Source organism: Labilibaculum euxinicum (genome assembly GCF_963678175.1).
Taxonomy (GTDB): Bacteria; Bacteroidota; Bacteroidia; order Bacteroidales; family Marinifilaceae; genus Labilibaculum; species Labilibaculum euxinus.
On sequence record NZ_OY782756.1, the window covers coordinates 268926 to 283317 of the forward strand.

Consider the following 14392-nt stretch of genomic DNA (forward strand, 5'->3'; position numbering starts at 1 on the left):
AATCAAAAATAAAATAGTATCTTTGTCGCGCTTATAAATCGTGGTATGCATACCACAACTTATTCATTTATTAAAATAAAGTTATGCCAGTAAAAATCAGACTAGCTAGACACGGTCGTAAAAGAAACGCATTCTACCACATTGTGGTAGCAGATAGCAGATCACCACGTGATGGTAAATACATTGAGCGTATTGGATCTTACAATCCAAACACCAATCCTGCTACAATTAACTTGGATTTTGACAAAGCTGTTAACTGGCTTGGAAACGGTGCTCAGCCTACTGACACTGCAAGAGCAATTTTATCTTACGAAGGTGTAATGATGAAAAGACACTTGCTTGCCGGTGTGAAAAAAGGAGCTTTTGATGAAGCTGCTGCTGAAGTAAAATTCGAAGCTTGGAAAAAAGAGAAAGAAGCAAAAATCAACGCTAAGAAAGAAGGTCTTTCGAAAAATGCTGATGATGCATCGAAAGCTCGTTTAGAAGCTGAAGCTAAAATTAGCGCAAACAGAGCAGAAGCTATCGCTAAGAGAGCTGCTGATGCTGAAGCTGCTGCCAAAGCTGAAGAAGCTGGAGCAACTAGCGAAGAGGCTGCAACTGAAGAAGGTTCAGAAGAAACTGAAGCTTAATATTGAATGCATGCTTAAAATAGAAGATTGCTATCTTGCCGGAACATTTACTAAAACTCATGGAGTTAAAGGCGAATTAGTTGCCAAGAAAAACAGCAACCTTCTTGAAAAAAATAAATTGGAATCAGTTTTTGTCGATATCGACGGAGGACTGGTTCCTTTTTTTATTCCTAAAAACGGAATTACTCCCCGAAATCATTCTACAGTTCGTATTGTTATAGAAGATCTGGATTCGGAAGCAAAGGCTCAGCGATTTATTGGCTGTGATATTTACATTCCCATGAAGGATGCTCCGGAATTTATTGAAGAAGCGGATGATCTTGATCCGAATTTGCTGATTGGTTTCCTGTACATTGATGAGGAAAAAGGTGAATTGGGAGAAATTGAAGATATTCAGGATTACTCTGGAAACATTGTACTTGTTATTTCGGTTAATAACCAGGAAGTTTTGATTCCTTTTGCCGAAGAAAACTTCATTGAAATAAATGAGGAAAATAAAACCATCACCATGGAAACTCCTGATGGACTTATCGATATGTATCTTAGTGAATAAATCACTTCCTGTTCTGTTGCATTACAAAACTTATTTTCTTGTACCTTACAAAATAAAAAGCTGTTATCTGTATATTATTTAATCAGCAGCTCTCCTTCGAACTCAAGAATTCTAATCTTTAAGATTTCCGGAACTTTTATGCTTTCTCCTAATTTTTGACTGTAGGCTACCATTACCTGTGATGTTTTGGTTTTAATCTCGCCTGTTTTTAAATCGACAATATTCTGGTACATTCCTACACTTTTATTGCCAATCCGGAAAATTTTTGTTTGCACTTCAATTTTATCACTCAGGGTGATGGATGACAAATAATCTATCTCCAAATGAGCTACGATTAATGCAGATTCATTCCAATCAATTACTTCCCCATATACTTGCTGAAAATAATCCATTCGTGCCAAATCGAGGTAGCTTAACTGAACTCCGTTATTCGCATGTCCTATTAAATCGATATCGCCAAAGCGGATTTGTATTTTCTTTTTGTGCTTGAATTCCATTTTGCTAATTTTTATGCGAATGTATATACAAATTGTGAAAAGAATCAATGAGATGCAGATTTTATAATTTTTTTTAAGGTGCGCTACTGTTCCTAAGTATACTTAATGCACTGCAAAATTGTATGTTTTAAATTTAGTTACTCAAATATTTAAAGCTTTAAAATATTTCTTAGTGCAACTTTTCGCCGACTTGTTCGTCTTTTATTAGAACATGATTTTTTATCTAAAACTAATTTATATGAACACAAAACGTATTACATCCCTGCTGGCCGTTTTTGCTCTTGTTTTGAGTGGTAGTTTGGCCTTTGCCCAAAAAACAGAAACCCGGAATGTTGGATCATTCGAATCAGTTAGTCTTGCCATTCACGCCAAGGTATTTATCACCCAGGAAAATTCTACTTCAGTAAAAATGAAAGGCGATGCTGATAATTTAGAAGAAATTATTACTGAGGTTGAAAATGGAACTCTGAAAATTAAGCGCAAAAAAAATAAAAGCTGGGGCTGGAACAATTCATTCAAAAATATTGAAGTGTATATTTCTTCCTCGCAAATAAAAAATTTAAGCATTTCCGGATCGGGTAATATTATCGCCAAAAGCCCAATAGAAACTACCAATGCAAAATATGCAATCAGCGGAAGCGGCAATATTTTTATTGAAGATTTATCTGCCGAAAATGTTGAATGTCATATTTCCGGATCGGGAGATATTAATCTAAAAGGTGATGGGTTACAAGAACTTGAAATTCACATTAGTGGCTCGGGCGATGTTGATGCAGGCTATTTGAAATCTGAAAATGTTGATGTGCATGTATCAGGATCGGGAGATTGTAAGGTATATGCCACAAAAAAACTAACGGCAAGAGTAGCTGGCAGCGGTGACATTTACTACCGCGGAAAACCGGATTACGTAGATTCAAAATCTGCAGGTTCGGGTCACATAAAATCAATTGGAATGTAAAAAATAATCCGTAGGGAAACAGAACACTGTATCCCTACGGTCTTATAATTTGAATCTCGCCTCCCAATCCAATTTTAATGATACTGGAAGCTTTGCATTTTTCCATATCCTCTTGCCGGTATTCCACAATATAATCTACCGCTTCTTTTATTTCATCACCAATCTCGTAAAAGTTGGCAGGTGAAACGTCTCCACTTCTATTTGCTGAAGTAGAAACAATGGGTTTCTTAAATCGTTGAATCAAATTTTGTGTAAACTCTTCATTGGTAATTCGAATACCAATGGTTCCATCTGAATTAATCAGATTTGGCGCCAGATTTTTCGCTCCGGGATAAATCAGAGTCATCGGCTGATCATTCGTATCAATTAAATCCCAGGCAATTTCCGGAACCTCATCAACATATGAATTCAGGCGATTGGGATTCTCCATTAAAACCAGCATGGCTTTAGAATCTTCCCTATTCTTAATTTCATAAACTCTTTTTACCGCTTCAGGATTTGTTGCATCGCAGCCTATTCCCCAGATAGTATCGGTAGGATATAGAATAACTCCACCAGCGTGAAGTACTTCCAAAGCTTTTTTAATGTCGTTGTGCATTTCTAATTTGTTAGTATTCTTTCAAATCATTAGAAACAAATGAGTAATCAATTTTCATTGATTACTCATTATTACTTTAATTATTACCTAAACTATACCGCTACATTGTATTCACGCAATGCATCGTTCAGCGAAGTCTTTAAATCTGTTGATGGTTTTCTTTTTCCGATGATTAAAGCACAAGGAACCTGATAATCCCCTGCAGGAAACTTCTTGGTTCTTGTTCCTGGAATCACTACCGAACGAGCCGGAATGAATCCGCTGTACTCAACTGGTTCTTCACCTGTTACATCTATAATTCTTGTTGATCCGGTAAGCACTACATTAGCTCCCAAAACAACTTCTTTTTCTAAATGGACTCCTTCAACAACAATGCAGCGGGAGCCAATAAAACAATTGTCTTCGATGATTACCGGAGCGGCTTGAATCGGCTCTAAAACACCGCCAATACCAACACCACCGCTAAGGTGAACATGTTTTCCAATCTGAGCACAAGATCCTACTGTTGCCCATGTGTCGACCATGGTTCCTTCGCCCACATATGCACCAATATTCACGTATGATGGCATCATTACCACATCTCTGGCGATAAAAGCTCCGTATCGTGCCACTGCATGAGGTACAACCCTAACTCCCAATTCAGCATAGTTGGTTTTCAATGCCATTTTATCATGGAATTCAAATGGACCGACTTCAATAGTTTCCATTTTACGAATCGGAAAATAAAGAATTACGGCTTTTTTCACCCATTCATTTACTTGCCATCCATCTGCCAGTGGTTCTGCAGTGCGAAGAACTCCTTTGTCCAACAATTCAATTACTTCTTCTATGTTTTTTTGTACTGCAGGAGTACTCAAAAGTGACCGGTCATCCCATGCAGCTTCAATGCTTTCTCTCAATTTCTGGTACATAATCAGTTGTATCTTATCTATTTTGGTTAATTAGGTAACAAAACTAGTCAAAAAGAACAAAAGTAGAAAGGTCTGCAAGTGTCTAAAAAGTCGAAAAGTAAAACAGTCTAACCAATTGTAAAATTGACTGTTCCAAAAATGAATCAAAATAAGATCTAAATTTACGCAGGTACCTGAAAAACAGCCAATATTCCTGCTGATACAATTCTTAACTCATTATTATTAATTAATAATTGCATTTACTATTTTTGAGACTACAAAAACAATTGTCAAAATGCATAAATCTACTTTCCTTTCTCAACTGTCAATACACCAAAGCTGGACTACTTTTCTATCAAAAGAAATTATTTGCTTGATTAAGGACATCGAAAAATCAATTCACATTGGAAAATCCACTCCAAAGTCAAATCTAACGCTGCGTTTTTTAGAAATGGATTTGAATAAAATACCGGTTGTAATTTTAGGACAGGATCCTTATCCTCAAGCAGGAGTTGCTACCGGAAGAGCTTTTGAAGTGAATGGATTAAACTCGTGGCATGATAAATTTCGTAATGTATCGTTAAAAAATATTCTGCGCTGCATTTACAAGGCTGCAACAAATGAGGAACGTAAATATTCCGAAATTAAGAGTCTGCTTAACGAAGGTGACCAATTGGTGATGGATAGTGATTTTAAGATACTCCCCCCCAATCAACTGTTTAAATATTGGTCGGAACACGAAAATGTACTCTTGCTAAATACTGCCTTTACCTGCGAAATAGGCAAACCAAATTCGCACACCAAACTTTGGGCTCCGTTTACTCAAAAATTACTGCAATTTATTGCCGCAGCAAATCCTGAGATGGTTTGGTTCTTATGGGGTAACAACGCTCACCAAGTGGTAAAAAACATTGAAATTTCCAACAAAATAGAGACCACTCATCCAATGATGTGTTATCAACGTGAAAATGATATTCTTTATGGTCATATAAATCCGTTTCAAAAAACCAGCCAACTCGTCAACTGGACAGGCAGATAGATCGTTATCACAATATTAATTTGGGTTAAAGTCTGTTAAAAAATGTAACAATTACAGTATTCATTAAGATTGAAACCTATCTTTAGCGTTAAATAAAAAAACCGACCCAATTGAAAACAAGTTTACTGACCTTATTTCTCACATTATTTTTTGCCTTTGGAGTCTTTGCTCAGGAAGAAATGAATGATGATAGTTTTATTGTATCCGGAAAGGTAATAAATGCAGAAAATCTGGAAGGAGTTTCCTTTGCTAACGTAAATCTTCAAGGAACCAATTGGGGAATTGTATGTGACAGCGCCGGTTTTTTCCGCTTACGAATTCATCCCGATCAAAATTTAAGAATATCTGCTCTCGGATTTAAAGAACAATCTGTGAGTATTACACCTCCGCAAGCTGAAGAAGAGGAAGTTTTTCAAGAAATATTCATGGAACAGGGAAGTATTCTGCTTAACGAAGTAAGCATTTATTCATTGGGAACCTGGAACCAGTTTAAAGAAAATTTTATTAAGACCGATGCCCCCGAAGAAGAAAATATAGCTGCATCCTTTGATTTTGGAAACTTGAAACTTGCACAGGCGGAAGCCAATGCATTGAGTAGAAAGGGTCTGGGATTCAATCTATTAGATGGAATTAGTGCAATAAAATCTATTGGACAGAAAAGAAGAGCTCGAAAAGGAATTGTAGAAATGACTGATTGGCAACTTCGGATTCTTCAGCAAAAATACAACAAAGAGGTAATTGCTGAATTAACTCATGAATCCGGTTTTAGATTAGATCAGTTAATGGAGTATATTAATTCGAAGCAGAATTTCACATATCAAACCAGTGAAATGTATATAGGAGTAAGAATTCAACAACTTTACACAGATTTTTTACAGGAAAAACCACAGTTTGAGAACGATCTGAGCTTTACTGATTCTTTAGGTACCATAAGAAACCATCTGCGCCCTTAAACAATGAATTAAACTCTTCTCATGAAATTAAAGAGGGTATTGTACATTTCATTAATTCTAGTTCTTAGCTCCCGTTACTGCTCTTTTTCGGAAAACTCTAAAAGAGATTCCATTATCAGTATTTCAGGACAAATACTCCATTCGGAAAGTTTAACTCCTATTCCATTGGCAACCGTTAGTATAAAAAGAACACGCAAAGGAATTATTTGCGATAGTCTTGGCGTTTTTCATCTGCAAATTCAGCAGTACGATACACTTCGAATTAGTGCTTTAGGGTACAAAGCAATTGATTGGGCGGTTCCATTCATTTTTAATGCCGATTTTCCTCCATTTTTTCAAATTAAATTGGAAGACATTTCCTATTTATTAGATGAAGTGGATATTTATGCATTGGGAACCTGGGATGAGTTTAAGGAAGATTTCATCAAAACCAAACTGGAAGAAAAGGATCCAATTAATAAAAGCATTATGAAACAATTGGCTCCCTACAATACGAAAAAACCAAACATTGTGCCTGCTCAATACCGCCCTAAAAGAGATGGTAAAATGGGCGTTTTAGGTGCAATTTTTGCGCCCACAGATTTTTTGTACAGCAAATTGAGCAAATCAGAAAAATCGAAAAAGCAATTATCCAAAATAATAAGAAACGAGGGCAAGACAAAAAAGATCAGTTCGAAATACAATGCTAAGATAGTGGCCGATGCAACAGGTTTAGAGGGGGAAGAATTACTGAAATTTATGGAATATGCAGGTTCGGAAATTAAAGTAACTCCAAATTCTTCAGAGTACTACGTGATGAAACAAATCCTGTTTTTATTTAAAAGATATCAGGAAGAAACTACAAAAGAGGAGTAAATAACCGGGCCATTGATTCTTTCACTCTTTGACCTTTGGATCGATTCTGCCATTCCTGTAAATGCAATTCTTCGCTGTCTTCCAAATCAGCTAAAAAACGTGTTCTAAGTTCCAAAGTTATGTCCTCATCGTAAATCAAGGCATTTACTTCAAAATTTTGTTCAAAGCTCCTTACATCCATATTTGCTGTTCCTACCGTTGCCATAATTCCATCCACCATCATTATTTTGCTGTGATTAAATCCTCCTTTGTAAAAATAGATTCGCACACCTGCTTCCAATAATTCTTCAATATAGGAAAGTGTTCCCCAATAGGTCATGAATGAATCTGATTTTTTGGGAAGTAAAACACGCACATCAACCCCACTCATGGCCGATGTTTTAAGTGCCATTAAAATACTGCTGTTAGGCATAAAATATGGCGATGAAATGTACACATTTCTTCTTGCCGAAGTAATAGCCGAGAAATACGCCTGCATGATACTCGCCCAGTCAGAATCAGCTCCGGACGCGGTAATTTGTAACAAACACTTTTGCTTCACTTTCTTGTAAGGAAGATATTTTTCGTCGAGCAAAACTTCCTGCCGAACAAAATACCAATCGATTAAAAATACAATTTGCAAACTGCTGGCTGCCTCGCCCGTAATTTTTAAGTGAGTATCGCGCCATGAGCCAATTTCAGGCAGACCATGAAGATAACGATCAGCAAAATTCAATCCTCCTACAAAGGCGGTTTTGCCATCAATCACAATAATTTTTCGGTGGTTTCGGTAATTCACCCGACTGGTTAAAATAGGGAAACGAACAGGAAGAAAAGCGTGTATCTTCACACCTGCATCTTGTAATAATTTCACATATTCCTTACTTAATTTCCAACTTCCAACATCATCGTAAATCACACGAACCTCAACCCCTTCTCTTGCTTTTTGCATCAATATTTCGAGTAATTCCGATGCCAACTCTCCATCTTCGATAATATAATACTCCAAATGAATGTGATCTTTTGCTTTCCGTAGAGCTTTGAAAATAGATGGAAATGTTTCCTCACCATCGTTCAGAATTTTTACCCTGTTGTAACCGGTAAGCAATGCCTTTGAGTTGTTCAAAAGCAAGGTCATCAAATTCTTTTTTTCATGAATCCGCTCATCCTTCAACCAACGGCTTTTATCCAAATGAAGTTTTTGATCCTGACTCATTACCTGCAGCCACTTCATATCGCCCAACTCTTTCATGTTGAACATTTTTCGCTTCCGAAAACTTTGTCCAAAAACCAAATAGGAAATCAAACCAAAAACTGGCAAAGAAACTAAAACGAGAATCCAGGAAATGGTTTTTAGAGGACTTCTGTTTTCAAGAATTACAATAATTACCGTAGAGATAATGGTGATGACATATAAAACAGCCAACACTTCGAAAAAATGCATCCAGAATTCAGACCAATTAATTGTTAACAGCATATATCCGACTACTTCAGAAGATTTGTATCTTTGTTAATTTAATAGTTTTGAGATATTAGATGTGAGAAATAAGACAGTGATTTACTATTTTAAGTAATCAATTACTAATTTTCAATTCCTCTACATTTAAATGATTCAATTTTGAACCAATATTCTTACGTCAGATGACTCCATCAAACACAATACAATCTACAATAAATTACATAAAAAAAGAACTCGCGGAGTTATATCATGCCCGAGAAACAGAAAGTATGGCATACATTCTTCTAGAGTACGTTCTAAACTATTCAAAATCACAAATTCAGTTGAATAGATCGGAAAATATTAGCGATGATGATTTTAAACAAATTGCTGCCTATACACACGAACTTAAAACCAATAAACCAATTCAGTATATTTTAGGTGAAACTGAATTTTACGATCTTACTTTTAAAGTAAATAAGCACACCCTAATTCCCAGACCAGAAACTGAGGAGCTGGTTCATGCAATCATCAATGAGAACAGGCAAGAAGGCTTACACATTTTAGATATTGGAACCGGCAGTGGCTGCATTCCCATTTCACTGGCAAAAAATTTAAAAAATGCTCGCGTTTCATCTGCTGATATTTCGGCAGAGGCAATTGAGAAGGCCAAAGAAAATGCCAAACTCAACCAAGTTGATGTTCATTTTTTTCATCGCGACATTCTAAACTGGAAGAATTTTGATTGGGACAATTTTGATATCATCGTAAGCAATCCTCCCTACGTTACCGAAGCGGAGAAAAGTAAAATGGAGAAAAATGTTCTGGATTATGAGCCTCATACAGCACTATTTGTAACAGATCACGATCCTTTAATTTTTTACAGAACCATCTCTGAAATGGCTCTTCTTCATTTAAAAAAAGGCGGGAAACTTTATTTTGAAATCAACGAAAGTTTGGGAAACGAAATAGTGGAACTTTTGGAACAAAAAGGATTCAACAGCATACGTCTAAGATCAGACATCAACGGAAAAAACAGAATGATATCAGCTATAAAACCGCAATGATGGATTACAAAAAGAAGAAAAGGGAAGTCAGTGCCGAATCTGCTTTATCAAAAGTCATGTTTATTTGCAGCAGACAAGAAAAATGCTGCTTTGATATTCGTAAAAAGCTTTGCGAATGGGAAATTTCATCTGCCGATCAGGATCAGATTATTCAAACATTAATTGACGAGAAATTCCTTAATGATGAACGTTACACCAATTTTTACGTTCGCGATAAATTCCGTTTTAACCGATGGGGACGAATCAAGATCACTCATCATCTGAAACAAAAACAAATTCCGGAATACATTATCTCTGATGCAATAGATCAATTGGATGAAAGAGAATACACTCAAAATCTTCAAGACATATTATCCAGTAAAATAAAATCCATCCGGGAAGAAGATCCCTATCAACTAAGAGCCAAATTATTCCGATTTGCACAAGGAAGAGGTTTTGAATCTCAGCTTTCTCTTCAGATAATTGATAAATTAATTTCGAAAAAGGACTAAATTTTAAATTAACTTTGGCATCCTTATTGTTTACAATTATTATCTTTAAACCACAAAAATTCGAAATCATAAAAATGATTAAATCTTTACGCACCTTATTGCACTTTTCCATTATTCTTACATTTATAGTGAGCTGTTCGCCAAATACGACAGCAGCGAAACGCAGACCTCCGGAATGGGTAAAAGAGCGTCCAATTTCATCAGAATATTATATCGGCATAGCTGTGGTTAAAAAAGATGCCAATGAAACAAGCTATATGCAATTGGCCAGAAATCAGGCTTTACAGGATTTATGTTCCGAAATTTCCATCTCTATTTCCTCCAATTCTGTTCTGCATCAATTCGAAAACAACACGAGTTTTAAAGAAGAGTTTGAAGCAGATATCAAAACATCTCTTGTCCAGGATTTGGAAGGATACGAAATGGTTGCTTCCTGGGACAATAAAAAAGAAGGAGAATATTGGGTTTACTATCAATTGTCAAAAAATCAGTATGCTCTGCTAAAAAGAGTGAAACTGAACAAAGCAAAAAAGCTGTCGCAAAGCTATTTTGAAGAAGGAAAACAATACGAGAAACAACTCGACCTTTTTCAGGCATTAAATTACTATGCCAAATCTCTGGATGCAATAAAAAATCATCTGGATGAAGATCTTAGTGTAATGACATTGGATGGAACTATCAATTTAGGAACAGATATTTACAATTCCATCCAAAACATTTTTAACAGAACACAACTCACTCCGGCAAAAAAGGCCATTCAACTCGAAATATCAACTTCACAAAAGGAACCAATTCTGGTAAAAGCTGTTTGGCTGGCCGATGAAGGTGAAAAATTGATTTCTCAATTGCCCTTGGAACTTAAATTTACAAAAGGAGAAGGCATTTTGAATGGAAACGTATCGACAGACCAGTTTGGTTATGCATCTTCTGTATTATCAAAAGTTACGTCGCGCCAAAAACTGCAGGAAATTACTGTTTCTCTTGATCTTTCATCAATTTTGGATGAAAGCAACGAAAATTACGAATTAAACAAACTCTTCTTCACTGAAGAATCAGCACCAAAAAGTAAAATCATTTTAAATGTAGAGCGACTAAAGGCTTACCTGAATTTTAGCGAAAAAATATTTGGAGAAGATTCTAAACGAGGAATTTTAGAGAACAATTTAAAGAAAGAATTATCTGAAAATTTCTTCTCATTTACAAATAATAAAGATCAGGCCAAAGTTATTCTTGATATCAATACCAATGTAACAAAAGGTGAAATTAAAGAAGGCCGCAATTACAAAGTTTACATCGTATATCTGGATTGTTTTTTCTCGCTTACCGATGTTAAAACAGGCATGGAAATTTTTAACGATGCCATATACGAAGTAAAAGGCATGAAACCCATTAGCTACGATTACGCAGTGAAAGAAGCTTACGAACAAGCTGTTGATGAAATAAACAACACGATTGTTCCTAAACTAAATCAACTTGATTTATAAGAATAGATTTGAGAGATCACATCTCCATTGAAATAAATTAAATAGTGAAATAATTTAAAAGATAGATATTGAGATTTTCAAAAGAGAAGCATTTTTCAACAATAAAAATCATCTCGCTTCTCCCATCTCATTTCTAAAATCTAAAGCAGGAAAATATGAAAACAAGAAAATTACACAAAAGCTTATTCCTTGGATTAGGAATTTTACTGATTGCAGGAATGAGTTCTTGCGGATCGGCTGAAAAAGCAGTTAGTACTAAAGCACAAGGCGAAGAATTGATTGAAGTTTATTGCACCGGACCAGATTACCAAAGTGATAAAAACAATTTTAGAGCTTCTGCTATTGGCGAAAGTTTAGATCAGATGGTGTCTAAAAAGAAAGCCGGCACCAATGCACGTGCCGAACTGGCGACACTAATTCAGTCAACAATTAAAGGAACTATTGACAACTACGTGAACTCAACTGAATTAAATAATGTTGAACAAGTTGAAGAACGTTTTGAAGGTTTAACCCGCGAGGTGATTAACCAACAATTGAACAACATCAAAGTAATTTGCGAGAAGCAAACTAAAACCGGTGAAAACAAATACAAAACATACATTGCTCTTGAAATGAGTTCAAAAGATTTGGAGGAAGCAATCAACCAAAAATTATCGCAGGATGATAAGTTAAAAGTTGATTACGATTACGAAAAATTCAAAGAAACTTTTAATACCGAGATGCAAAAACTGGAAGCTCAGCAAAGAGGATTCTAAGTAAAAAAACAACATTCTAATATAAGCTGAAAAAATGGCCATTCCTTTCATAAGAAATGGCCATTTTAAAATCAAAAAAATACTACAATCTAAATATTAAAAAGTACACCAACAGCCAGGTTAACATTCTCATAAGCTGTGTTGTATTTAAAATCGCCAAAAAACTGAATATCACCACCTGTTCTAGCCCCAATACCTAAATTCAAACCAACTTTTGAATCTGAACCTGACAAAGTTCCGAACTCACCAAAATTTACCGACGCATCGATATAAGAATAATTTAAACCTCCTATGGCATATACTTTTAAAGTCTCTTCCTTTACAAAATTATAATGTGCATCCACATCCAACACATATTCAGTAAGATCTATACCAGAGGGAGAACTTGGGAAGAAATAAGTAAATCCTGGAGCAATTGAAAATGATTCATTCAACTCATACAATCCTTTAACTCCAATACCAAATGCCGCAGCCTCACTTCCGTCATCATCAATAGAAAGTTTAGTTCCAAGAACCAAATTTCCGCCCAATTTCATCTGTGCACTTGCTTCAAGGCCTGCAAAAATCATAACGGCAACAGCAATTAGAAATAAAATTTTCTTTTTCATAATTTTAGTTTTAGGTTTAAAATTACTTACTCCGAATATCGAAGACAATATGAAATTTAATTGTTTCACAATAAACAAACAAACAATACTGTCCCATTAAAGTCTTACAATGTTCTTTGAAATATTTGAAATTTAGTTTGTTACAGGCTTTTTTCGATTAAACGGATTTCAATTTACACTTTTGCTATTCTTAAAGAGATTAGCAAATGCATAAGGATAAATACGTTTTCGCTCAGTTAGCATCATTCCTTGATAGGAATAAGTTCAACTACATCGTTCGCAAGTATGAAGGTGACAAATACGTGAAACATTTCACTTGTTGGAACCAATTGCTTGCTCTGATGTTCGGGCAATTATCAAATCGTGAAAGTCTGAGAGATTTGATTGTCGCTCTTGATGCTCACCATTCCAAATCTTATCATTTGGGTATGGGCAAGAATATCTCAAAATCATCTCTGGCCAGAGCCAATCAAGACAGAGATTATCACATTTTTGAAGAGTATGCTTACAATCTGGTAAATGAAGCCAGACTAAAACGAGTTTCTGACATCTTCAAACTTGAAGGCAATATCTACGCATTTGATTCAACGACAATTGACTTGTGCCTTTCCGTATTCTGGTGGGCGAAGTTTCGCAAGAAAAAAGGTGGAATCAAAGTGCATACATTATATGATGTAGAGACACAGATTCCCGCTTTCTTTCACATTACAGAAGCTTCTGTGCACGATTCTACTGCAATGAAAAAAATTCCTTATGAATCAGGCTCATATTACATATTTGACCGTGCATATAATCACTTCAAAATGTTGTATAAGATTCATCAGATAGGAGCTTTCTTCGTTGTCAGAGCAAAGAAGAACCTTCAATATAAGATAATCAAATGGAAACGAAGATTGCCAAAGAATGTGCTTTCAGATGTAACGATTGAATTGACTGGATTTTATCCCAAGCAATACTATCCAGAACATCTTAGATTGGTCAGATATTGGGATGAAGAACAAAAGCGTGAGCTTGTATTCTTAACCAATACAATGCACATTTCTGCACTTCAAGTTGCTGAACTTTACAAGAACCGCTGGCAAGTCGAGCTTTTCTTCAAATGGCTAAAGCAACATCTGAAAATCAAGAAATTCTGGGGAACTACTGAAAATGCTGTTCGGATTCAGATCTACGTTGCCATGTGCACTTACTGTTTGGTGGCGATCGTCCAAAAAGACATGCAACTTGACAGAAGTACATATGAGGTTTTGCAGATTCTGAGTATTTCTTTAACAGATAAAACTCACCTTCGTGACTTATTTGAGAGAACTAAATTTCAAAATGACAAAGAACGTTTTAGGTTTAATGAGCCAAATTTGTTTAATTAATAATAACGTCCCGATTTTAATGGGACACTAGTGACAAACAAATTTAAATCAACACCTATTACCTGTATACTAAACCTATATCTACACAAACGAAACAAGCTCATATTCAAACCCATTTCTTTTCCGCGATCATATTCAGACTAACCGGAACACAGCACAGAAGTGCAAAAAAAAAGTGATCTGAGGTATCTTTGACGTTGATGCCAAAACAATTCTGTTTCCTTTTGCAAA

The 14392-nt window shown here is 35.6% G+C and carries 16 protein-coding genes; 11 read left to right on the plus strand and 5 right to left on the minus strand.

All coding sequences use genetic code 11. From position 1 onward, the window contains the following. Positions 1-83 precede the first annotated feature (83 nt). Together ACY0M5_RS01205 and rimM are read left to right on the plus strand one after the other, a co-directional pair. On the plus strand, positions 84-629 hold the full coding sequence (locus tag ACY0M5_RS01205) for a 30S ribosomal protein S16 (RefSeq protein ID WP_101310026.1): 546 nt from the start codon (positions 84-86) through the stop codon (positions 627-629). A 10-nt stretch (positions 630-639) separates the two neighbouring features. Next, positions 640-1182: a ribosome maturation factor RimM gene (rimM, locus tag ACY0M5_RS01210; protein WP_160463484.1), complete on the plus strand. Its 543-nt coding sequence runs from the start codon at positions 640-642 to the stop codon at positions 1180-1182. Between the two features lie 74 nt (positions 1183-1256). Here rimM and ACY0M5_RS01215 read toward each other — a convergent pair whose 3' ends face one another. After that, the gene (locus tag ACY0M5_RS01215; protein WP_124993499.1) at positions 1257-1679 is read right to left on the minus strand and encodes an acyl-CoA thioesterase; all 423 of its coding nucleotides are present in this window, start codon (positions 1677-1679) and stop codon (positions 1257-1259) included. A 238-nt stretch (positions 1680-1917) separates the two neighbouring features. Here ACY0M5_RS01215 and ACY0M5_RS01220 point away from each other — a divergent pair, with 238 nt between their 5' ends. Then, positions 1918-2637, plus strand: coding sequence for a head GIN domain-containing protein (locus ACY0M5_RS01220; RefSeq protein WP_461630548.1), 720 nt, complete (start codon positions 1918-1920; stop codon positions 2635-2637). A 34-nt stretch (positions 2638-2671) separates the two neighbouring features. Here ACY0M5_RS01220 and ACY0M5_RS01225 read toward each other — a convergent pair whose 3' ends face one another. Then, positions 2672-3235: an L-threonylcarbamoyladenylate synthase gene (locus ACY0M5_RS01225; protein ID WP_101310022.1), complete on the minus strand. Its 564-nt coding sequence runs from the start codon at positions 3233-3235 to the stop codon at positions 2672-2674. A gap of 92 nt (positions 3236-3327) precedes the next feature. Then, on the minus strand, positions 3328-4146 hold the full coding sequence (locus ACY0M5_RS01230; RefSeq protein WP_101310021.1) for a 2,3,4,5-tetrahydropyridine-2,6-dicarboxylate N-succinyltransferase: 819 nt from the start codon (positions 4144-4146) through the stop codon (positions 3328-3330). Positions 4147-4420: 274 nt separating this feature from the next. Between ACY0M5_RS01230 and ACY0M5_RS01235 the strand changes: the two genes are divergently transcribed. The 3 genes from ACY0M5_RS01235 to ACY0M5_RS01245 all read left to right on the plus strand — a co-directional run bounded on the left by ACY0M5_RS01235 (position 4421) and on the right by ACY0M5_RS01245 (position 6972). After that, positions 4421-5164 carry a uracil-DNA glycosylase gene (locus tag ACY0M5_RS01235; RefSeq protein WP_461630549.1) on the plus strand — a complete coding sequence of 248 codons (744 nt, stop codon included), beginning with the start codon at positions 4421-4423 and terminating at the stop codon, positions 5162-5164. A gap of 110 nt (positions 5165-5274) precedes the next feature. Continuing rightward, a complete protein-coding gene (locus tag ACY0M5_RS01240; RefSeq protein WP_461630550.1) occupies positions 5275-6117 on the plus strand; it encodes a carboxypeptidase-like regulatory domain-containing protein in 843 nt (280 codons plus the stop codon). A 21-nt stretch (positions 6118-6138) separates the two neighbouring features. Next, a complete protein-coding gene (locus tag ACY0M5_RS01245) occupies positions 6139-6972 on the plus strand; it encodes a carboxypeptidase-like regulatory domain-containing protein (protein ID WP_124993503.1) in 834 nt (277 codons plus the stop codon). Here ACY0M5_RS01245 and cls read toward each other — a convergent pair. Next, positions 6956-8428: a cardiolipin synthase gene (cls, locus tag ACY0M5_RS01250; RefSeq protein WP_461630551.1), complete on the minus strand. Its 1473-nt coding sequence runs from the start codon at positions 8426-8428 to the stop codon at positions 6956-6958. The two genes, ACY0M5_RS01245 and cls, sit on opposite strands and share 17 nt — an antisense overlap. Positions 8429-8592: 164 nt before the next feature. On the opposite strand from cls, the gene prmC reads away from it, so the two are divergent. The 4 genes from prmC to ACY0M5_RS01270 all read left to right on the plus strand — a co-directional run bounded on the left by prmC (position 8593) and on the right by ACY0M5_RS01270 (position 12186). Continuing rightward, positions 8593-9456: a peptide chain release factor N(5)-glutamine methyltransferase gene (prmC, locus tag ACY0M5_RS01255; RefSeq protein ID WP_461630552.1), complete on the plus strand. Its 864-nt coding sequence runs from the start codon at positions 8593-8595 to the stop codon at positions 9454-9456. Beyond that, positions 9456-9947, plus strand: coding sequence for a regulatory protein RecX (locus ACY0M5_RS01260; RefSeq protein WP_461630553.1), 492 nt, complete (start codon positions 9456-9458; stop codon positions 9945-9947). Before prmC ends, ACY0M5_RS01260 begins: the two co-directional genes overlap by 1 nt. A 74-nt stretch (positions 9948-10021) precedes the next feature. Continuing rightward, the gene (locus ACY0M5_RS01265; protein ID WP_461630554.1) at positions 10022-11431 is read left to right on the plus strand and encodes an LPP20 family lipoprotein; all 1410 of its coding nucleotides are present in this window, start codon (positions 10022-10024) and stop codon (positions 11429-11431) included. Positions 11432-11586: 155 nt separating this feature from the next. Next, complete coding sequence (locus tag ACY0M5_RS01270) at positions 11587-12186, plus strand: hypothetical protein (protein WP_124993508.1); 600 nt, start codon at positions 11587-11589, stop codon at positions 12184-12186. 89 nt (positions 12187-12275) lie between these two features. On the opposite strand, the gene ACY0M5_RS01275 is transcribed toward ACY0M5_RS01270, so the two are convergent. Further along, positions 12276-12794 (minus strand): outer membrane beta-barrel protein, encoded by a 519-nt coding sequence (locus ACY0M5_RS01275; protein WP_461630555.1) that lies wholly within the window; start codon positions 12792-12794, stop codon positions 12276-12278. Positions 12795-13000: 206 nt separating this feature from the next. Between ACY0M5_RS01275 and ACY0M5_RS01280 the strand changes: the two genes are divergently transcribed. After that, a complete protein-coding gene (locus ACY0M5_RS01280) occupies positions 13001-14161 on the plus strand; it encodes an IS4 family transposase (protein WP_461629731.1) in 1161 nt (386 codons plus the stop codon). Positions 14162-14392 lie beyond the last annotated feature (231 nt).

Excerpts from the sequence above, each read along its gene's own strand:
- prmC (WP_461630552.1), top strand. The coding sequence starts at position 8,593 with ATGACTCCATCAAACACAATACAATCTACAATAAATTACATAAAAAAA.
- ACY0M5_RS01275 (WP_461630555.1), bottom strand. The coding sequence starts at position 12,794 with ATGAAAAAGAAAATTTTATTTCTAATTGCTGTTGCCGTTATGATTTTT.
- ACY0M5_RS01225 (WP_101310022.1), bottom strand. The coding sequence starts at position 3,235 with ATGCACAACGACATTAAAAAAGCTTTGGAAGTACTTCACGCTGGTGGA.
- ACY0M5_RS01265 (WP_461630554.1), top strand. The coding sequence starts at position 10,022 with ATGATTAAATCTTTACGCACCTTATTGCACTTTTCCATTATTCTTACA.
- ACY0M5_RS01280 (WP_461629731.1), top strand. The coding sequence starts at position 13,001 with ATGCATAAGGATAAATACGTTTTCGCTCAGTTAGCATCATTCCTTGAT.
- ACY0M5_RS01260 (WP_461630553.1), top strand. The coding sequence starts at position 9,456 with ATGGATTACAAAAAGAAGAAAAGGGAAGTCAGTGCCGAATCTGCTTTA.
- ACY0M5_RS01215 (WP_124993499.1), bottom strand. The coding sequence starts at position 1,679 with ATGGAATTCAAGCACAAAAAGAAAATACAAATCCGCTTTGGCGATATC.
- ACY0M5_RS01235 (WP_461630549.1), top strand. The coding sequence starts at position 4,421 with ATGCATAAATCTACTTTCCTTTCTCAACTGTCAATACACCAAAGCTGG.
- ACY0M5_RS01270 (WP_124993508.1), top strand. The coding sequence starts at position 11,587 with ATGAAAACAAGAAAATTACACAAAAGCTTATTCCTTGGATTAGGAATT.
- cls (WP_461630551.1), bottom strand. The coding sequence starts at position 8,428 with ATGCTGTTAACAATTAATTGGTCTGAATTCTGGATGCATTTTTTCGAA.
- ACY0M5_RS01205 (WP_101310026.1), top strand. The coding sequence starts at position 84 with ATGCCAGTAAAAATCAGACTAGCTAGACACGGTCGTAAAAGAAACGCA.
- ACY0M5_RS01245 (WP_124993503.1), top strand. The coding sequence starts at position 6,139 with ATGAAATTAAAGAGGGTATTGTACATTTCATTAATTCTAGTTCTTAGC.
- rimM (WP_160463484.1), top strand. The coding sequence starts at position 640 with ATGCTTAAAATAGAAGATTGCTATCTTGCCGGAACATTTACTAAAACT.
- ACY0M5_RS01220 (WP_461630548.1), top strand. The coding sequence starts at position 1,918 with ATGAACACAAAACGTATTACATCCCTGCTGGCCGTTTTTGCTCTTGTT.
- ACY0M5_RS01230 (WP_101310021.1), bottom strand. The coding sequence starts at position 4,146 with ATGTACCAGAAATTGAGAGAAAGCATTGAAGCTGCATGGGATGACCGG.